The 18,364-nt window shown below is 58.9% G+C and carries 18 protein-coding genes; 6 read left to right on the top strand and 12 right to left on the bottom strand.

All coding sequences use genetic code 11. From position 1 onward, the window contains the following. The first annotated feature begins 67 nt into the window (after positions 1–67). Together G411_RS0104425 and G411_RS0104420 are read left to right on the top strand one after the other, a co-directional pair. Positions 68–490, top strand: coding sequence for an OsmC family protein (locus tag G411_RS0104425; RefSeq protein WP_022957968.1), 423 nt, complete (start codon positions 68–70; stop codon positions 488–490). A gap of 4 nt (positions 491–494) precedes the next feature. Further along, positions 495–896 carry a VOC family protein gene (locus G411_RS0104420; RefSeq protein WP_022957967.1) on the top strand — a complete coding sequence of 134 codons (402 nt, stop codon included), beginning with the start codon at positions 495–497 and terminating at the stop codon, positions 894–896. Positions 897–912: 16 nt separating this feature from the next. Here the strand turns inward: G411_RS0104420 and coq7 are convergent, their stop codons facing one another. From coq7 to G411_RS0104360, 12 genes are all read right to left on the bottom strand, one after another. Beyond that, positions 913–1,560: a 2-polyprenyl-3-methyl-6-methoxy-1,4-benzoquinone monooxygenase gene (coq7, locus tag G411_RS0104415; RefSeq protein WP_211218289.1), complete on the bottom strand. Its 648-nt coding sequence runs from the start codon at positions 1,558–1,560 to the stop codon at positions 913–915. 34 nt (positions 1,561–1,594) lie between these two features. Next, entirely contained in the window at positions 1,595–4,390 is a 2,796-nt protein-coding gene (locus G411_RS0104410) for a hybrid sensor histidine kinase/response regulator (RefSeq protein ID WP_169530611.1), read from the bottom strand. 46 nt (positions 4,391–4,436) lie between these two features. Next, positions 4,437–5,714, bottom strand: coding sequence for a phosphoribosylamine--glycine ligase (gene purD / locus G411_RS0104405; protein ID WP_022957964.1), 1,278 nt, complete (start codon positions 5,712–5,714; stop codon positions 4,437–4,439). A gap of 112 nt (positions 5,715–5,826) precedes the next feature. Next, positions 5,827–7,407, bottom strand: coding sequence for a bifunctional phosphoribosylaminoimidazolecarboxamide formyltransferase/IMP cyclohydrolase (purH, locus tag G411_RS0104400; protein ID WP_022957963.1), 1,581 nt, complete (start codon positions 7,405–7,407; stop codon positions 5,827–5,829). 32 nt (positions 7,408–7,439) lie between these two features. After that, complete coding sequence (fis, locus tag G411_RS0104395; RefSeq protein ID WP_022957962.1) at positions 7,440–7,739, bottom strand: DNA-binding transcriptional regulator Fis; 300 nt, start codon at positions 7,737–7,739, stop codon at positions 7,440–7,442. Beyond that, positions 7,736–8,719: a tRNA dihydrouridine synthase DusB gene (gene dusB / locus G411_RS0104390; RefSeq protein ID WP_022957961.1), complete on the bottom strand. Its 984-nt coding sequence runs from the start codon at positions 8,717–8,719 to the stop codon at positions 7,736–7,738. The genes fis and dusB overlap by 4 nt, the downstream gene beginning before the upstream one ends. 116 nt (positions 8,720–8,835) lie before the next feature. Beyond that, on the bottom strand, positions 8,836–9,633 hold the full coding sequence (locus tag G411_RS19315; RefSeq protein WP_022957960.1) for a zinc-ribbon and DUF3426 domain-containing protein: 798 nt from the start codon (positions 9,631–9,633) through the stop codon (positions 8,836–8,838). A 73-nt stretch (positions 9,634–9,706) separates the two neighbouring features. Further along, a complete protein-coding gene (prmA, locus tag G411_RS0104380) occupies positions 9,707–10,588 on the bottom strand; it encodes a 50S ribosomal protein L11 methyltransferase (RefSeq protein ID WP_022957959.1) in 882 nt (293 codons plus the stop codon). A gap of 82 nt (positions 10,589–10,670) precedes the next feature. Then, positions 10,671–12,011, bottom strand: a complete 1,341-nt coding sequence (accC, locus tag G411_RS0104375) for an acetyl-CoA carboxylase biotin carboxylase subunit (protein WP_022957958.1) — start codon at positions 12,009–12,011, stop codon at positions 10,671–10,673. A gap of 57 nt (positions 12,012–12,068) precedes the next feature. Continuing rightward, on the bottom strand, positions 12,069–12,530 hold the full coding sequence (gene accB, locus G411_RS0104370; protein ID WP_022957957.1) for an acetyl-CoA carboxylase biotin carboxyl carrier protein: 462 nt from the start codon (positions 12,528–12,530) through the stop codon (positions 12,069–12,071). Between the two features lie 36 nt (positions 12,531–12,566). Then, the gene (gene aroQ, locus G411_RS0104365) at positions 12,567–13,007 is read right to left on the bottom strand and encodes a type II 3-dehydroquinate dehydratase (protein ID WP_022957956.1); all 441 of its coding nucleotides are present in this window, start codon (positions 13,005–13,007) and stop codon (positions 12,567–12,569) included. A gap of 168 nt (positions 13,008–13,175) precedes the next feature. Next, positions 13,176–14,867 carry a protein-disulfide reductase DsbD family protein gene (locus tag G411_RS0104360; protein WP_022957955.1) on the bottom strand — a complete coding sequence of 564 codons (1,692 nt, stop codon included), beginning with the start codon at positions 14,865–14,867 and terminating at the stop codon, positions 13,176–13,178. A gap of 131 nt (positions 14,868–14,998) precedes the next feature. On the opposite strand from G411_RS0104360, the gene G411_RS0104355 reads away from it, so the two are divergent. The 4 genes from G411_RS0104355 to G411_RS0104340 all read left to right on the top strand — a co-directional run bounded on the left by G411_RS0104355 (position 14,999) and on the right by G411_RS0104340 (position 18,363). Further along, the gene (locus G411_RS0104355; RefSeq protein WP_022957954.1) at positions 14,999–15,469 is read left to right on the top strand and encodes a copper chaperone PCu(A)C; all 471 of its coding nucleotides are present in this window, start codon (positions 14,999–15,001) and stop codon (positions 15,467–15,469) included. Next, entirely contained in the window at positions 15,469–16,503 is a 1,035-nt protein-coding gene (locus G411_RS0104350; RefSeq protein WP_022957953.1) for a DUF2333 family protein, read from the top strand. The genes G411_RS0104355 and G411_RS0104350 overlap by 1 nt, the downstream gene beginning before the upstream one ends. Before the next feature lie 3 nt (positions 16,504–16,506). Continuing rightward, positions 16,507–17,115 (top strand): YajG family lipoprotein, encoded by a 609-nt coding sequence (locus G411_RS0104345; protein ID WP_022957952.1) that lies wholly within the window; start codon positions 16,507–16,509, stop codon positions 17,113–17,115. 423 nt (positions 17,116–17,538) lie between these two features. Further along, positions 17,539–18,363, top strand: coding sequence for a hypothetical protein (locus G411_RS0104340; protein WP_022957951.1), 825 nt, complete (start codon positions 17,539–17,541; stop codon positions 18,361–18,363). Position 18,364 lies beyond the last annotated feature (1 nt).

Genomic DNA, 18,364 nt, shown 5'->3' with positions numbered 1-18,364 from the left:
GATGGCGAGCCTGAGCCCTGACCTGTGATAAGCTTTGGCGTTTTCTGTGAATCGTATTGGGGTAACAATGAAAGCAACGGTGAAATGGGTGGACGGTGCCATGTTCCTGGGCGAGTCCGGCAGCGGTCACAGTGTGGTGATGGATGGTCCGGAGGATCACGGCGGCCGTAACATGGGCATTCGCCCGATGGAAATGCTGCTGGTTGGTATGGGCGGCTGCGCCTCTTTCGATGTGATGAGCATGCTCAAAAAGTCGCGTCAGGATGTGCGCGATTGCCGATGCGAACTGCAGGCCGAGCGCGCCGATGCCGTGCCCGCCGTGTTTGAAAAAATCACGATGAACTTCATTGTCAGTGGCAAAGGGCTGAAGGAAGCGCATATCAAACGCGCGGTGGAGCTGTCGGCAGAGAAATACTGCTCGGCGTCCATTATGATGGAAAAGGCCGGTGTGGAGATTGTCCACGCCTATCAGATAGAGGAAGTGGAGTAACACCATGCAGCGACCCAATCCCCATGCCGGTATGCGCCATCTGGCGCTGTTTGTCGAAAACTTTGACGAGACACTGCGCTTTTATAACGAACTGCTGGGGATGGCGGTGGAATGGCAGCCCGACGCGGATAACTACTATCTGTGCTCAGGCTGCGACAACCTCGCACTGCACCGCTACAGCGGCCAGCCACGCAGCGTGGCCGGACAGCGTCTTGACCACCTGGGTTTCATCCTGCGCCAGCCGGAAGACGTGGATGCCTGGCATACGTTCCTTGTGGAAAACGGGGTGGCAATCAAAGCGGCGCCGCGCACTCACCGGGACGGCGCCCGCAGCTTTTACTGCCTGGATCCGGACGGCAATCTCGTGCAGATGATTTATCACCCGCCCATTGCCGGGGTGCTGTAAGTCAGTCTCGCGAGGCTCAGAGGTGATACGTGGTTTTGGTCATGACCTTGGACATCAGGGTCATGAGTGTCTTCACCGGTCGCGGGAAAACGGCGCCGCCTGCCTCGAGAGCCTGAGTTGCGTGAGCGGCCTCGTCTTCTAGCATCTGCTCCAGAATCGCCCGAGACTTCTCATCGTCGCTGGGCAGCGTGTGCAAGTGTTCACGCAGGTGCTCGCAAACCTGATCTTCTGTCGCTGCCACAAACCCCAGACTGATCTTGTCGCTGATCGCGCCAGCGGTCGCGCCGATGGCGAATGCGCCAGCGTAAAACAGCGGGTTCAGGTGGCTGGGACGGCTGCCCAGCTCGCGCAAGCGATCTTCGCACCACGCCAGATGATCGACTTCCTCATCCGCTGCATGACTCATGGCTTCTTTGACATCGCTGCGACGTGCTGTGAGCGCCTGCCCCTGATACAGCGCCTGAGCGCAAACTTCGCCGGTGTGATTGATGCGCATCAGTCCGGCGCTGTGGCGGCGGGCCTGTTCCTCGCGCCCTTCGCTGTTGTCGCGATAGTCGCCCGACGGGTTGCGGCGCTGTGCTGTGGCGCTGCCGCGCACCAGTGTTTTCAGACTGCGGTCGGCGCCCATCAGCAGCCGGTCTATGGCAGAAAAACTACGTTGCATAATGGCCTCCATCTCTAGCCATTGTACGTCAAACTCAAGACTTGTGATGCGTGTAGCCGGTCCAGCGCTGGATGGCTTCTGCCAGCTCCCATTGCCGGATGGGTTTCACCAAATGAAGATCGATCCCGGAGTTCAGGTAATTGTCGCGTTGTTCATCCAGAGCATTGGCGCTGAGACCGAAAATGGGCGTGCGTCGCCGTCCCTCTTCGTTCTCAAAGTGACGCATCTGGCGGGCCGTTTCCAAACCATCCATGACCGGCATTTCGATATCGAGAATCACCAGGTCGAACTGCGTGCGCAGGAACTGATTCAAGGCCTGCTGACCGTTCTCGGCGTGCTGTACCTCAATCTCCAGGTTACTGAGCATCCGCTTCAGCACCAGCGCATTGCTGGGATTATCCTCGGCAATCAGGCACTGCAGCGTTTTCGTCGCCGCATCGCTGTAGTCGGTCTGCGGGTCGATCTGGCGATTCGGGTTGCTCGCATTGAAGCGCGACTCGCCGAGCAGGGCGCTGCGCAGCGCGGAGGAAGCCAGCGGCTTGCTCAACACTTTCTGTACCCGCGCCTGACGGAGAACGTCCTGATCGTAGTCGATATTGGCATGAGCCAACAGCAGAATGCTGGGGTGATCGGCGGCGTCCTTGTTTTCCTCGGCGATGCGGTGGGCGAGGTGCAGGCCGTTCTCGGGTTGCCGGTGATCGATCAGTATGAAGTCCAGCGGGGCCTGCAACAGTCGCTGGTTGCGCAAAATGGCGATGGCCGCCTGCTCACTGGCCGCAGAAAAGACAGTCATGCCCCAGGCACTGCACTGTTTGTTGATGACTTCGCAAAAGGTTTTATTGCTGTCCACGACCAGCAGGCGCTTGCCGCTGAGCAGGGCCACGCTGTGCTCGCTCAGGGACCTGTCACTGGCCACATTCAACTGGATCGACATGCACAGGGTGTGGAGGTCGCGGTTTCCCGCGCTGCGGACACTGATCTGTCCCCGCATCAGTGATACCAGTCGCGAGATAATGGCAAAGCGGGTGCTCAACACATTGTTCTCGTGAAGCTCCTGTTTCGCGGGATAAAGCGCTTGGCGCTCTTCGGCGTCAAAGGGGCGTCCGCGATGCGAGACTTCAATATGGATGTGCCCCGGGCGGGGCGAGGCGGGGTGAATCTTCAGCAGAATAAAGCCGTTTTCACTGTGCTCGAATGCACTGTTGACGCTGTGAATCAGCAGCTGGCGAATTCGGGACGGGTCGCCGAGCAGTTGCGAGGGCAGCTCCGGTGAAATGTCGGCGATCAGCTCCAGATCTCGCTCCGCGGCCAGATTACGGAAACCCGCCAGAGCATCGCCCACCAGCTCCGGGAATGACATGATCTGACTGCGCAGCTCCATGTCGCTGTCGCTGAATCGCGCGGCCTGTCCCGCCTCTTCCAGCAATTGCAGCAGTTCGTGACTGGAGCGTTGCAGGCTGCGGAGGTATTCCTCTTGCGCAGTGGTCAGGCTGCTGCTGTCCTCCAGCAGCTCGGTTACCCCGACGATGGCACTGATTGGCGTACGAATCTCGTGGGTAATGCGCGACAGAATATCGCTTTTGGCGCGGTTCACCTCGCCGACAACTGCGACACGCTGTGCTTCCTGATATTGCTTGTGCCAGCGTTTGCGGGTGCGGGCGATCAACAGCGCAATCCGGCTGGCGGCACTGGCTACCGCGATCACCGCAAACGCCAGATTGAGTTCGTAGATATCGATAAGGCCCAGGAAGAAGGCGAGCAGGGCGGTGAGGTAGGAGGCCAATAGTGCGGCGGTTGCCAGCAGGTAGTAAAACAGCAGGCGACTGGTGCTGACAAAAAAGCCATTGATGGCGGCAACAATCAGCGACAGCATGATGATCGGCATTACCAGCGACAGTGTAATGACGACATACAGTCCCTGCAGCAGCGGCGACAATACGATGCCGAGAATGAGCAGCGCGGTGAGCAGCCGGAACAGTTTTTTCCATAGGCTTGCGGCAACGCCGCTGTAAATAGGAAAACGCTGGGCGAAGATGACCTCGGTCAGCAGAATCGCCAGGGTGAACGCCAGCATGGTGGGGCTCATCGGCGAGGGCGTGATCAGGGGGAATTGGATATACCCCCAGGAAGTGAGCTGGGAGAGCGCCACCAGGATGCAGAACGCGACCTGGTTGATGAACAGGGGCTCTTTGTAGACGACAAAGGCAATCACGCAGTACATCAGAATGCTGCAGAGAATCCCCAGCATCAGCGCGTTAAAGGCGTCGTAATAGCTACTCAGCCAGAAGAATTCAGATTGCTGATACAGACCGATACTGCTGCGGTAGTCACCGTGGTTCTCGACAAGGACGAAGACGTGCAGGTCGCTGTGTGGCGGCACGGTCAGCGCCATCACATTCTGTGGGCGCAACATCTCCTCTTTCGGGAGCGCGGGGATGAGTTGGCTTGCCGTTCCCGAGTCGTTGCTGCTACGGGCGTATACGGTGATATCGCCGAGGTAGGCGGGACGGATTTCAAAAATCCGCTTGCTTGGCTCGCCGCTGATATTTCTCAGGCTGAAACGAAACCAGTAGCGCTGCACCCGCTTGTCCAGATGCAGATCGCCGTTTTCGACCGGACGGAAACTGCGTTGCAGGCCGCGGTTGTCGACATCCGCAATTTGCCAGTCGCCGCTGCGGTCCTCGAGGACCTGGGCATAATGGGAAAGATCGAGCCGATCCTGCCGCTCATCGAGCAGCAGCGGGGCAGCCCCGAGGCGAGCGCTGAACAGGCTGAGTAGAATCAGCCAGAGCAGGCTGCCCGCGGGCAGCATTGACACGGAGTTGCGCACGCCGGGCATCCTGCACATGTTTTCCCAGATTACATGGTTTTCCCGATTATTCGCGGGCGATAGCGCGGTAGGCAATATCGCGGCGACAAAAGGCTCCACGCCACTGTATCTGGTCAACAAGCTGGTAGGCAAGCGCCTGGGCATCGCTCACCCGGTCGCCCATTGCCGTGGCGCACAATACGCGACCACCACTGGTGACCAGTTTGCCATCCTGCAGGCTGGTGCCCGCGTGGAAGACTTTACTGCTGCCGGTTTCTGCTGGAATGCCGGTAATCTCATCGCCTTTGTCATAGCTGGCGGGATAGCCGCCCGCGGCCATGACCACACCCACGGCAGGGCGAGGGTCCCAGCTAGCGTCGGCGCTATCCAGCTCGCCGCGCAGAGCGGTCAGGCAAAGTTCAACCAGATCCGACTGCAGGCGCAGCATAATGGGCTGGGTTTCCGGGTCGCCAAAGCGGCAGTTGTACTCGATGACTTTGGGCTCGCCCGCGGGGTTGATCATCAGGCCCGCGTAGAGAAAGCCGGTGTAGCGGTTGCCTTCCTGCTCCATGCCGCGCACGGTGGGCAGAATCACTTCGTTCATAATGCGTTGGTGTACGGCATCGGTCACCACGGGGGCGGGCGAGTAGGCGCCCATGCCGCCGGTGTTTGGTCCGGTGTCGCCGTCGCCGACGCGCTTGTGATCCTGGCTGGTGGCCATGGGCAGCACATTCTCGCCGTCGACCATCACAATAAAGCTGGCTTCTTCGCCTTGCAGAAATTCTTCAATCACCACGCGGCAACCGGCGTCGCCAAAGGCATTGCCCGACAGCATGTCGCGCACGGCTTCTTCTGCCTGCTCCAGTGTCTCGGCCACAATCACGCCTTTACCGGCCGCCAGACCGTCGGCTTTCACTACGATGGGCGCGCCTTGTTCGCGGAGGTAGGCCAGAGCGGGTTCCAGCTCAGTGAAATTGGCATAGGCCGCCGTGGGAATTGCGTGGCGGGCGAGAAAATCCTTGGTGAAAGCCTTGGAGCCTTCCAGTTGCGCGGCGCCTTTGCTGGGGCCGAAGCAGGGTAGCTGGCGTTCGCTGAAGTAGTCGACCACACCGTCAACCAGCGGTGCTTCGGGGCCGACGATGGTCAGGCCGACATTGTTGTTGCTGGCGAAGTCGGCGAGAGCGGCAAAGTCGCTGACGGCGATGTCGACATTCTCGATGCCCTGGTCCAGCGCGGTGCCCGCATTGCCCGGTGCGACATAGACGGTTTCAACATTTGCAGACTGCGCCGCTTTCCATGCCAGGGCGTGTTCGCGACCGCCGTTGCCAATAATCAAAACGTTCATGGTATTGCTGTCCTATTGTTTTTCGGGCGAGCACTGCGCGGTGATGGCGCCGCTCTGACAGGGAAGTTCTGTGGGGTCGGGGCCGGGCAAACCGCCCGCCCCGAATCAGCACTCAGTGACGGAAGTGGCGCATGCCGGTGAAGACCATGGTCATGCCATGCTCGTCGGCGGCGGCGATCACTTCTTCATCACGAATGGAGCCGCCCGGCTGAATAATGCAGCTAATGCCCACCTTGGCCGCGTTGTCGATGCCGTCGCGGAAGGGGAAGAACGCGTCCGAGGCCATGACCGCGCCTTCAACCGGCAAACCGGCGTGCTCGGCCTTGATCGCTGCGATGCGCGCTGAGTTAACGCGGCTCATCTGGCCGGCGCCCACGCCGATGGTCTGACGGTTTTTGGCGTAGACAATGGCGTTGGATTTAACGAACTTCGCCACTTTCCAGGCGAAGATCAGGTCGTGAATTTCCGCTTCCGTCGGCTGGCGCTTGGTGACTACTTTCAGGTCCTGCTCGGTGATCATGCCGAGGTCGCGATCTTGAACCAGCAGGCCGCCGTTCACGCGCTTGTAGTCCAGTGCGGGCAGCGGCACGGCCCATTGGCCGCAGCTCAGCAGGCGCACATTTTTCTTGGCCGCCACAACGGCCAGTGCTTCGTCGCTGACGCTGGGCGCGATGATGACTTCCACAAACTGGCGCTCGCAGATCGCTTGCGCGGTGGCGGCATCCAGTTCGCGGTTGAAGGCGATAATGCCGCCGAATGCGGACTCGGGGTCAGTGGCAAAAGCCAGGTCGTAGGCTTCGCCAATGCCGTTCAGCGATACGGCAACACCACAGGGGTTGGCGTGCTTAACGATCACACAGGCGGGCTTGGTGAAGCTTTTCACGCACTCCAGTGCGGCGTCGGTGTCGGCAATATTGTTGTAGGAGAGCTCTTTACCCTGTAGCTGAGTGGCGGTGGCAATGCTGGCCTCGCTGGGGTGGCGCTCAACATAAAATGCCGAGTCCTGATGCGGGTTCTCGCCGTAGCGCATTTCCTGCGCTTTCACAAACTGGCTGTTGAATGTGCGCGGGAACTTGGCGCTGCCGCCCGGTACCAGTCGGCCAAAGTAATTGGCGATGGCGCCGTCGTACGCGGCAGTGTGTTCGTAGGCTTTAATCGCCAGATCAAAGCGGGTGCTGTGCTGGGTGGCGCCGTTGTTGGCACGCATCTCTTCAATGATGGCGTCGTAGTCGCTCGCGTTCACCACAATCGCCACATCGCGGTGGTTTTTTGCCGCAGCGCGCACCATGGTCGGTCCGCCGATATCGATATTCTCGATGGCGTCTTCCAGTGTGCAGTCCGGCTTGGCAACGGTCGCTTCAAAGGGGTAGAGGTTGACCACGACCATATCGATAGCATTGATGCCGTGCTCGCCCATTACCGCGTCATCGGTGCCGCGACGACCGAGAATGCCGCCGTGTACTTTGGGGTGCAGTGTTTTCACCCGACCGTCCATCATTTCGGGGAAACCGGTGTAGTCGGCGACTTCGGTCACAGCAATGCTGTTGTCTTGCAGCAGGCGGAAGGTGCCGCCAGTCGACAGCAGTTCGACGCCCATCTCGGTGAGCTGGCGGGCAAAATCGACGATGCCTGATTTGTCAGATACGCTGATAAGCGCGCGTTTAACGGGGCGTGAAGTCGTCTCGGTAGTCATCCGGGCGGGTTTCCTCTGGTGCGGAGCGGGTTTTAAAGCAGGTCGTACTGTTTCAGTTTCTTGCGCAGGGTGCCGCGGTTCAGGCCCAGCATCTGCGATGCGCGGGTCTGGTTGTTGCGGGTGTACTTCATCACCTCTTCCAGCAGCGGAGCTTCCACTTCCGACAGCACCATATTGTAGACGTCGCTGACGTCCTGGCCGTCGAGGTTGGAGAAGTAGTTGTTCAGCGCGATAGCAACACTGTCGCGGAGTGTTTTGGCCTGAGCAATATCGTCGACGGGGGCGTCATTGACTGGGCTGCTCTCGGCAGCACTTAGAGGGCTTAGGTTCATGCGGCTGCATCCTGTAATTTTTTACCGTGCTGTTCAAAAAAGCTCTGTACAGCATCTAGTTGTGCACTGGCGTCTTCGAGGCGGTTGAACTGCCGTCGAAAGTCCACGTTATTAATGTCCTGCAAGTACCACGCGCAGTGTTTGCGCGCGATGCGCAGGCCCTGATGTTCACCGTAAAAACGGTGCAAAGCCTTGAGGTGCGCGAGCATAACGTCGCGCCGCTCGCCAAGACTGGGGGGCGCAACATGGCGACCTTCCAGTCCGGCATTAATTTCCCTGAACAGCCACGGGCGACCCTGTGCTGCACGCCCGATCATGATGCCGTCGGCACCAGTATGGTTCAGCACGGCCAGCGCTTTTTCCGCACTGTCGATGTCGCCATTGGCAAACACGGGAATCGCCACGGCTTGCTTGATCTCGGCGATCGTGTCGTATTCGGCGTTGCCGTTGAAGCGGCAGGCCCGCGTGCGACCGTGAACGGCCAGCGACGCGATGCCGCAGTCTTCGGCCAAGCGTGCAATGTTCACGCCGTTGCGATGCTCAGGTGACCAGCCGGTGCGTATTTTCAGGCTGACCGGAATTTCCACGGCTGCCGTCACGGCCCTGAGGATGGACTCCACCAGGACGGGCTCTCGCAGCAGGGCGGAACCGGCTGCCTTCTTGCACACCTTCTTGGCGGGGCAGCCCATATTGATGTCGATGATCTGCGCGCCCATATCGGCACAGCGGCGCGCGGCATCGGCCATCATTTCTGGGTCAGCTCCGGCGATCTGTACCGCGCGCACGGCGTCGTCATCCTTTGCCAGGCGCAGGTGACTTTTGCGGGTGTGCCAGAGATCGCTGTTGCTGATCAGCATTTCTGACACGGTCAGCCCGGCGCCAAACTGCAGGCACAGGCGGCGGAACGGCAAGTCGGTAATGCCCGCCATCGGCGCTAAAACTGCCCGCGCGGGGAGCTTGTGAGAACCAATCTGGATCATCGCCATGCCCCGATGAGAAGGAGTGACCGTGACAAAAACAGGGCGGCTATTCTACTCGCTAGATTTTGCTTTCGGTAGTCTTGCGCTCAGAAAATAACCAGTGTATCGGGGCGGGCTTAAATGGGGTCGAAAAGGGCAATCTGATAATTCACGGCCGCGCTGCCGGGGTCGACAATGTCCAGTGCGATATGCACGGGTTGCTGGCTGGGAAGTTGTGACAGCGCGTTGAGTTCGCCGGCCAGATACTCCGCTGGCGTAAATAGCCGCCGCGCCACTTCGCTGCCGTACATGTCGCTGAAGCGCAGTTCCAGCAGGGGGAAGGCGCGCTTTTCCGGGCTGCGGTTGACCAGAATTACGTCGACCCGCAGGGCATTGCTCACGTCGGGGTGAGCGCGAACCATCAATTTCTGGCTGATAAAGGCCTCGCTGGCTTGCGGACGCTGATTGTCGTCGCGGCGGCAGCGCAGCTCGAGCGTCGCGCACAGCGACAGCGCCTGAGCCTTCCAACTGGCGGGCAGTTTGGGATGAGCCAGCAGCGGGTCGCGCTGCCAGTACGCCAGTTGCGCGACAAGCAGCAGTGCGGCGAGCAGGCTGAGAATCGCCCAGGGCCAGCGCCGGGGAGGGGGCGTCTGGTGGTGTTCGAAGCCGTGGTCGTCGGTGCTCAATCCCTCGAGGAGTTCCGCGCCCTGTCGGGGTAAAGGGCTGTCGTCTGGCTCGCCTTCGGGGTCGGGCAGGGGACTCTCGTCGATCAGGCCCAGTTGTTCTTTGGCGTTGAACACTTCCTGACAAACCCCGCAGCGCAGCAAACCGCCTGCGGCATCCAGTTGCTCGGGCAGATACCGAAACCGGGTTTCGCAGGCTGGGCAGATGACGCTGGGCGTTGCGTCTTTATTATCGTCGTTGTCGCTTACCATGCAGAGTGCTTATCGTTGAGCCGGAAGGCGTGCTGGGCGTCAGTATAAAAGCAAGTTTCATCGGGCCTCAATGTCAGCCTTTTTTAACGGCGGTAATTCGCAGCCACTCTTCGCGCTGCTGGCGCCCGAACTGCTCAAACCACTGGCTGTAGCGCTCGCAGATGCCGTCGCCCTGGGTATCGAGAATGCCCGACAGGCAGACCGGTGCACCGGCGGGAATGGTCTCGGCCAATGCCGGTGCGAGTTCCAGTAAGGGGCCCGCAAGAATATTCGCCAGCAGCACATCGCCTTTCAACACCTCCGGCAGGTCCTCTGGCAAATAGCAGTCGATACGCGCTGGGTCGATATTATTGCGTTGAGCATTGTCGCGAGTGGCTTGCAGTGCCTGCGGATCGATATCCACGGCGATCATTCGCTCGGCGCCCAGCAGCAGGGCGGCAATGCCCAGAATGCCGGAACCACAGCCATAGTCGATGACGGTCTTGCCCTGCAGCGGCTGGCTGTCCAGCCAGTTCAGGCAGAGCCAGGTGGTCGGGTGAGTGCCCGTGCCGAAGGCCAGACCGGGGTCGAGCATCAGGTTCACGGCATCCGGGTCGGTGGGTTCGCGCCAACTGGGGCAAATCCACAGGCGCTCGCCGCACTGCAGCGGGTGGTAGCTGTCCATCCACTCGCGAATCCAGTCCCGGTCTTCCAGAATTTCAATGCGATGGGGTGGCAGCTCGCCATAAATCTGATTGAGTCCGGCCAGTACCGCGACCATATCGGTGTCGGCCATAAACATGCCGGTGACTCGGGTGTTCTGCCACACTGGCGTTTCGCCGATGGGCGGCTCAAACAGCGGCTGATCGGCGTTGTCTTCCATCGTGACCGAGGCGGCGCCGCAGTCCAGCAGCGCATCTTCCAGCGCACTGGCGGTGTCGGGGTTGGCGTCGAGACGGATCTGTAACCAGCTCATGATGGTGGCCTTGTTGCGAGTCAAATAAACACGTTAAAACAAAAAAGGGGCCAGCAGGCCCCTTTGCACGATGCGCAGTAAATCAGATTTTCAGTTTCTTTTCGAGATAGTGAATGCTTACGCCACCCTCCCGGAAAGCACTGTCGCGAACCAGATCGCGGTGCAGCTCGGTATTCGTTCGAATGCCGTCTACCACCAGCTCGTCCAGTGCGGTGCGCATGCGATTCAGCGCCGATTTACGGTCATCGCCCCAGGTAATGATTTTGGCGATCATCGAGTCGTAGTTTGGCGGCACGGTGTAACCGCTGTACAGATGCGAATCGACGCGCACGCCCAGGCCGCCGGGGGCGTGGTAGTGCTTGATCTTGCCGGGGCAGGGCATGAAGGTCTTCGGGTCCTCGGCATTAATCCGGCACTCGAAGGCGTGGCCTTCAACCTTGATGTCTTCCTGACGCAGGCGCAGCGGTTCGCCACCGGCGATCATCAACTGCTCCTTGATCAGGTCCACGCCCGTCACCATTTCGCTGACCGGATGCTCTACCTGAATCCGGGTGTTCATCTCGATAAAGAAGAACTCGCCGTTTTCATACAGAAACTCGAAGGTTCCTGCGCCGCGGTAGTTGATCTTGATGCAGGCTTCCACGCAGGACATGGCAACGCGGTTGCGCACATCGTCGGGAATGCCGGGGGCGGGGGCTTCTTCCAGCACTTTCTGGTGACGGCGCTGCAGCGAGCAGTCGCGGTCGCCCAGGTGAATGGCGTTGCCCTGACCATCGGCGAGTACCTGAATCTCCACGTGGCGCGGGTTTTCCAGGAATTTCTCGATGTAGACGGTATCGTCGCCAAAGGCCGCCTTGGCCTCTGACTGGGTCACATACACGGCGTTGAGCAGAGCCGCTTCGCTGTGCACCACGCGCATACCGCGACCACCGCCACCGGCGGCAGCTTTGATGATCACCGGATAGCCGATTCGGCGGGCGATCGCCAGTGTGCGGTCGCTGTCCTGATCAATCGGGCCATCGGAGCCGGGCACAGTGGGCACGCCCGCTTCTTTCATGGCGCGGATGGCCGACACCTTGTCGCCCATCAGGCGGATAACGTCCGCGCTGGGGCCAATAAAGGTGAAACCGCTTTTCTCTACCTGTTCGGCAAAGTCGGCATTTTCTGCCAGAAAGCCGTAGCCGGGATGGATCGCCACGGCGTCGGTCACTTCGGCGGCACTGATAATGGCTGGAATATTCAAATAGCTCTGCGGCGACGGCGCGGGGCCGATGCACACAGACTCATCGGCCAGACGCACATGCATCAAATCCCGGTCGGCCACAGAGTGAACGGCAACAGTTTTGATGCCGAGCTCTTTGCAGGCGCGCAGGATGCGCAGTGCGATTTCGCCACGGTTGGCGATAACGACTTTTTTAAGCATGTCCTCGGGTGTCCTCTGATAGCGGGTATCGTATTCTCTGTATCGGGCCTGGCCGACTTACACGATAGTGATCAGAGGCTGGTCAAATTCCACGGGCTGCGCGTCGTCCAGCAAAATGGCTTCGACAACACCGGATTTGTCGGCTTCGATCTGGTTCATCATCTTCATCGCTTCGACAATGCACACCACGTCGCCCGCTTTCACGTGCTGGCCCACTTCAACAAAGGCCGGAGAACCCGGAGACGGCGAGCGGTAGAAGGTGCCGACCATGGGCGATTTGATCACGTGGCCGTTGATTGTCGGCTCGCTGCTGGCGGGCGCTTCAGGAGCGGCTGCCGCCTGTGCCGGGGCGGGAGCAGGGGCTGCCGCGGGCTGAGCGTAGTACTGGGGAGCTGCCACGGCGGCCGCGCCGCTGTTACGGCTGATGCGTACCGATTCCTCGCCTTCCTTGATCTCCAGTTCGTCGATGTTCGACTCTTCCAGGAGCTCAATTAATTTTTTTACTTTCCTGATATCCATAGTCGCTCTCTTGTGTGAGGTTTTAGTGTTGAGTGTTTAGCTGCCCAATTGCTGCAATGCCGCGTCCAGAGCCAGGCGATAGCCTTGAGGCCCCAGGCCGCAGATCACACCGCGGGCAATGTCTGAGAAATAGGAATGGCTGCGAAAGGCTTCGCGGGCGTGGACATTCGACAGGTGAACTTCAATAAAGGGAATGTCGACGCCCAGTAGGGCATCGCGCAGCGCCACGCTGGTGTGCGTGAACGCTGCGGGGTTAATAATGATGAAGTCGATGCCTTCGTGGCGAGCGTCGTGAACGCGCTCGATCAGTTCCGCTTCCGCGTTACTTTGCAGGCTCTGCAGGTGGTGTCCGGCCGCGGTGGCTGCCTGCTGCAAATCGGCGTTGATGTCGGCCAGTGTCTGATGCCCGTAAACCGCCGGCTCGCGGGTGCCGAGCAGGTTCAGATTGGGGCCGTGCAGCACGAGAATAGACGCCATACATCACCGAAAAATCAGAAAATTTGGCGTAGTTTGCCGCAATTGAAAAAGCGAGTCCAACGAAACAGCTCAAATTTTTGAGATGTCTGCAAGTTTCCTGCAAGATTGCAGACGATGCACGGTTTTTAGCCGAAATAAGTGTGTTCAGTGCTAACACTGTCACACTGCTTAAGGGGTGTTCAGTACCCGCAGTACCATCGTTTTATTGAGGACCTGGGGCAGTATTTGCGGGGCCGCACTCATATCTGCCGGGTAATACACATACAACGGGATGCCATTACGCTCGAACTCCGCCAAAAGTGCAGTGATCGCGGGGTCATATCGCGTCCAGTCCGCCACCAGATATTCCACATTGCTGTCGGCAAAGGCCTGTTGAATGTCATCGGTGTTCAGCACCAGGGCTTCATTGGCGGCGCAGGTAATGCACCAGTCGGCGGTGACGTCCAGAAACACCGCGCGCCCGGACTCGCGAAGTGCGGTGATCTGAGTTGCATCAAACTGCCCGCTGGCGGAGACCTCCGGTGCGCGTTGCAGGCTGCCCACCAGCAACGACGGTATCGCGGCAAGGCTGACCACCGCCAGCCACTTGCGGCGTCCACCCAATCCCCACAACCAAATGGCCAGGCCCAGCAGCAGCCAGCTCAGCAGCGTGCCCGCCATGCCGTCGGCGCCGGTCTGGCGGCCCACTATCCACGCCAGCCAGATGGCTGTGGCAAGCAGAGGGAAGGCCATCAGTTGGCGCAGGTGCAGCATCCACTGGCCGGGTTTGGGCAGCCAGCGCAGCCACTGGGGGAAAATCGTCAGCAGCAACACCGGCAGTGCCATGCCCGCGCCGAGGCTGGCGAACACCAGCAGCGCAATGGTCGGGGGCTGGGTGGCGGCATAGCCAATCGCGCTGCCCATAAATGGCGCGGTGCAGGGGCTCGCCACCAGCGTTGCCAGTACGCCGGTAAAGAAACTACCGCGAAATCCGGGTTCCTGGCTGAGATCACCGCCGATATTCATCCAGCGGCCGCCGAGCTCAAACAGCCCCAGCAGGTTCAGCGACAGAACAAAAAACAGCGCCGCCAGTGAGGCCACAAACAGTGGTGACTGCAGTTGAAAGCCCCAGCCCACGGCCTGTCCCGCCTGCTGCATACCGATCAGCACGCCGGCAACCAGCACAAAACTGAGCACCACCCCGGCGCTGTACACCAGTCCGTGATTGACCGGCCGACCGTGGTGGGCATTGGTGAAGCTCAGCACCTTCAGCCCCAGTACCGGGAAGACGCAGGGCATTAAATTCAGGATGGCGCCGCCGAGGGCGGCCAGCAACAGAATCACCGGCAGGCTGCTGTACTCAGGAGGCGCAACGGCCGTGGCGGTAGCGGTGGTCGACGGGCGGGCAGTTTCGCGGAACACGCCATCGGCATCGGCCGAGAAATACTGGGTGCGCGGCGGATAGCAGAGTCCGGCATCGGCGCAGCCCTGCGAGGTCAGCTTCAGCTTCAGGCCCTTGGGATCGCCAAGCTCGCCAATACGAATACTCGCACCGTGGTAGTACACCTCGGTGCGGCCAAAATACGGATCGTCTTTCACTTTGCCGGGGCTGAACTCCAGCTCGGCAGCGATGGCCTGACCGTCGCGGCTGGCGACCACCTCAAAGCGCTCCCGGTACAGGTAGTAGCCGTCGGCGATACGCCAGTCGACCAGCAGACTGTTGTCCAGTACATCAATGCTGGCCTGATAGGCCTCTTCCACCGGCAAAAACGCCGGTTGCTGGTCCAGCGAAAAGCTCTGCGTGCCTTTGCCAAAAGGGTCGTTGGCATAGCTGGGAAGTATGCTGGCGAACAGGAAAAACAGTAATAAAAACCGACTCATAAGGACTATCGCTGGCAACTGGCGTTATCATAGGGCGCAACGCCTGACACCCATAGGTCACGTGCGAGGCGCGGCGCCCATAGTAAGTCAGATCGACGGCGCTGTCTTGCATGTACACACTGGAGGAATCTATGACCCGCAAATGGCTGCTTTTACTCGCAGCAATCTTGCCTTTGTCAGCGCTCGGCTTGAGCGTTGAACAGGTCTATGTGCGCGGACTACCGCCAACCCAGAAAAACACCGCCGCCTTCTTCACCTTGGTGAACCCCGGCGATGCGCCACTGACCCTTCGCGCAGGCAGCAGCCGTGCGGCGGAGCGCCTGGAAATTCACAGTCACGGTCAGCACAATGGGATGGCGGCCATGCGTCGTCAGGACAGCGTCACCGTAGCCGCCGGAGAGCAGTTGGTGTTCAAGCCGGGTGGCTATCACCTGATGTTGATTAACCTCACTGCGCCCCTGCGCGATGGCGAGCGAGTGCAGTTCAGCCTGATTGACGACAGCGGCGCGGAATACGAAATAGACGCGCCCGTGCGCAGCGTATTAAAAGAAGCCCCAATGAACGGGCACGATGAGCACCACGGACACGGAGAACATCACTGATGAAACAGCGTTTGATGGATGCCATTGCCGGTATAAAAGAAGCCCTGCAAGACTGGCTGGGTAACCGCAATGTCGCGCACATCGCCGGTATTGCCGGCGGCCTTTACCTGCTGCTGGTCTGCGGCCTGGGTATTTACTGGAGCTTCACGCCGGAACTGCCCGCCACCCAGTTCGATCGGGACAACAGCCGCAGTGCTGTGGTCGGTTCTGCCACCACCTCGGCACTGATCGATGTGGCCGAGCTGCTGCTCGACAAGCCCGGCGGTTTTCTCAGCAACGACATCACCCCGCCCGGCGTCTTGATGGACAATATGCCTTCCTGGGAATACGGCGTGTTGATGCAAGTGCGCGATCTCAGCCGCGCCCTGCGCGAAAGCTACAGTCGCTCCCAGTCGCAATCTCAGGAAGACAAAGATCTGGCCAAGGCCGAACCGCGCTTTAACTTCTCCTCCAATAGCTGGGCCGTGCCCGCCTCGGAGTCTGAGTACCGCGCCGCCATTCGCTATCTCAAGGCCTATCGCAGCCGCCTGAGCGATGTCGATCAGCCCGATGCGCAGTTCTACGCCCGCGCCGATAATCTGCGCTACTGGCTCTCGGTTGTGGAATCCCGGCTGGGCAGTCTCTCCCAGCGTCTGAGCGCCAGCGTCGGTCGCCCCCGAGTCAACACCGATCTGGCCAATGACCCCAGCGCGCGGCAGTCCACACCCTCGTCGTCGGATCAGCGGGTTAAAACTCCGTGGATGGATATCGACAACGTCTTCTACGAAGCCCGCGGCAGCGCTTGGGCACTGCTGCACTTCCTGAAAGCGGCCGAGGTCGACTTTGCCGACGTGCTGGATAACAAAAACGCCACCGTCAGCCTGCGGCAGATCATCCGCGAGCTGGAAGGAACCCAGCAAGCGATTTACAGCCCAATGATTCTGAACGGCAGCGGCTTTGGCCTGCTGGCAAACCACTCGCTGGTAATGGCCTCGTACATTTCACGGGCCAATGCTGCCATTATCGATTTGCGCGATTTGCTCTCAAAAGGATAAGCCATGACAGCCATTCACTCTGTAATCAAACCCCTTGTGGCCGTTGCCGTTGCCGCTGCGGTGCTGTTGGCCGCCTGTGCGCAAAGCCCCCAAAAAATTACGCTGGCGCCCAGCTTCCCCGCGCCGGAACAAGCCATTGGCAATAAACAGCCCGTGCACGTGCGCGTCAGTGACGACCGCCGTGACAAAGTGCTGGGCAGCCGTGGTGGCGCCTACCGCGATACCGCCTTGATCACCCTCGGCGAAAGCCTGTCGCTGGCGATTCAGCCCGCGCTGAAAGACCACCTCAAGGCTCTGGGCTTTGAAGTCGACAGCCTCAGCCCGCAAACCACCGACCTGCACGTTGTCTTTGAGTCACTGGTGTACAACCACCCCGATACCGACGGCGTGGGCCATCCCATGGATATGGAAGCCCAGGTGCGGGTAGAAGCCGTGCGACAGAACAGTCGCTATGAAGGTCGCTACAAAATCAAGCGTCAGGAAAAATTCTTCAACGCGCCCAGCGAGCCGCATAACGAAGAAATGGTGAACAAGCTGGTCGTCGATGTGCTGGAAAACATGTTGGCCGACGCCAAACTGCAAAACTTCCTGCTGGATAAAAGCAACGACTAAAGTCTGTGCTGCCGCTAGAAAGCGGTTTTTCAGTAAGGTAAAAAGGCCCTGACTAAGGGCCTTTTTTTATGCCTCGAAACAGCACGGCAACGCTGGCTGAATTTCCAGTGGTATTTTTCCAAACCAGCCCCTATGCTCATTATTCCTGCAAGCGATGCGTGTTTATCCAGCGCAGCCTTCAGGAGCACTCAGAAAATCAGCCACATAGGGAAGTGAGGCAAGAGATATGATGCCCCCTCTCCAAGATAACTACGCACGCACGCTTTTTTGGCGGCCTATTTTTTCAATTTCCAGTTGTTTATTAATAAATTCAGTGGTTTGTAAGAAATCTGGCGAATTTTTTGTCAGGACAAACCGAGCGCGCGCGATATATAAATGTTGGGCGACAAATCCCACTGCCCTTAACCTGTTAGGTCAACTTGAATGATCGAGTCCAAGTTATCCGTGTCACTAATACCGTTTGCTTGCAAGCAGCAGGAGTTCTTGCCTCAAGGCTGCGAGAGCTGGAAAAGATCGGGAAAGCCTTCGAAGCACGGTATACACATTCAATCTATAGGTATGGAAAGCGTTGTCCTCGGATTCGAGTTTCCCTGTTTAGTCGTTGATCCTCAGAATTCTGAAGCTCTTCGGATAAGTGATTTTCGCTCGGTTTGCCCAGACTGGAGAACAACTCAGGAATTCGATGAGTTTGCCGTAAAAGAATCTATCGAGTACGTAATACAATATTTCGTCGAGTTGTGTGATCGAAAGCAGCTCCAAACTACAGCAGCTGCAAAACTCTTTTTGAAGTTGTATACCAAGTACGTTTTGGATGTTTTTGCAGATGAGAGCTTAGGGGGGAACGTTCCTCAATACTCTTGGTCAGGCCAGCCAGGTGACCCGGAAGATTACACCCACGCATTTGCTGCTTTATTGCCGATGCCGGAAGCTTGGTTCCACTTAAATAAGAAAATACTTGGTAACGAGCCTGACTCTACGAGAGTAGATATCGCCTTTTGGACAGGTAAGCGCATGGTCGTAGTCGAGTTGCAGGGGGACTCTCACGTCGGAAAGAAGGAGGACATTGCTCGGCATAGGCTTCTAAACTCAATTAGCAACGTGGAGATTGTTTACCTACATAATGAGGAGGTCCTTGCTATGAAGCCGCTCGATATGCGTAAAGTCCTGCCTGAAGATGTCTGGAACTATTGGCAAGCTAGCCCTAGAAAGCACAATCCGCTGGGTTGGTGTGCTAAGAAATTTGGCTAGC

This window comes from Spongiibacter tropicus DSM 19543 (assembly GCF_000420325.1).
Taxonomy (GTDB): domain Bacteria; phylum Pseudomonadota; class Gammaproteobacteria; order Pseudomonadales; family Spongiibacteraceae; genus Spongiibacter; species Spongiibacter tropicus.
Note: the sequence above shows the minus strand (reverse complement) of the source record. Positions and strands in the feature narration are given on the sequence as shown.

Bases quoted from the DNA above. Each gene is read 5' to 3' on its own strand.
- G411_RS0104350 (WP_022957953.1), top strand. From the start codon at position 15,469: ATGAAACAGCGTTTGATGGATGCCATTGCCGGTATAAAAGAAGCCCTG.
- G411_RS0104425 (WP_022957968.1), top strand. From the start codon at position 68: ATGAAAGCAACGGTGAAATGGGTGGACGGTGCCATGTTCCTGGGCGAG.
- prmA (WP_022957959.1), bottom strand. From the start codon at position 10,588: ATGAGCTGGTTACAGATCCGTCTCGACGCCAACCCCGACACCGCCAGT.
- G411_RS0104355 (WP_022957954.1), top strand. From the start codon at position 14,999: ATGACCCGCAAATGGCTGCTTTTACTCGCAGCAATCTTGCCTTTGTCA.
- purH (WP_022957963.1), bottom strand. From the start codon at position 7,407: ATGACTACCGAGACGACTTCACGCCCCGTTAAACGCGCGCTTATCAGC.
- G411_RS0104340 (WP_022957951.1), top strand. From the start codon at position 17,539: ATGATCGAGTCCAAGTTATCCGTGTCACTAATACCGTTTGCTTGCAAG.
- G411_RS0104360 (WP_022957955.1), bottom strand. From the start codon at position 14,867: ATGAGTCGGTTTTTATTACTGTTTTTCCTGTTCGCCAGCATACTTCCC.
- G411_RS0104345 (WP_022957952.1), top strand. From the start codon at position 16,507: ATGACAGCCATTCACTCTGTAATCAAACCCCTTGTGGCCGTTGCCGTT.
- fis (WP_022957962.1), bottom strand. From the start codon at position 7,739: ATGAACCTAAGCCCTCTAAGTGCTGCCGAGAGCAGCCCAGTCAATGAC.
- accB (WP_022957957.1), bottom strand. From the start codon at position 12,530: ATGGATATCAGGAAAGTAAAAAAATTAATTGAGCTCCTGGAAGAGTCG.
- aroQ (WP_022957956.1), bottom strand. From the start codon at position 13,007: ATGGCGTCTATTCTCGTGCTGCACGGCCCCAATCTGAACCTGCTCGGC.
- coq7 (WP_211218289.1), bottom strand. From the start codon at position 1,560: ATGCAACGTAGTTTTTCTGCCATAGACCGGCTGCTGATGGGCGCCGAC.
- dusB (WP_022957961.1), bottom strand. From the start codon at position 8,719: ATGATCCAGATTGGTTCTCACAAGCTCCCCGCGCGGGCAGTTTTAGCG.
- G411_RS0104420 (WP_022957967.1), top strand. From the start codon at position 495: ATGCAGCGACCCAATCCCCATGCCGGTATGCGCCATCTGGCGCTGTTT.
- purD (WP_022957964.1), bottom strand. From the start codon at position 5,714: ATGAACGTTTTGATTATTGGCAACGGCGGTCGCGAACACGCCCTGGCA.
- G411_RS19315 (WP_022957960.1), bottom strand. From the start codon at position 9,633: ATGGTAAGCGACAACGACGATAATAAAGACGCAACGCCCAGCGTCATC.
- accC (WP_022957958.1), bottom strand. From the start codon at position 12,011: ATGCTTAAAAAAGTCGTTATCGCCAACCGTGGCGAAATCGCACTGCGC.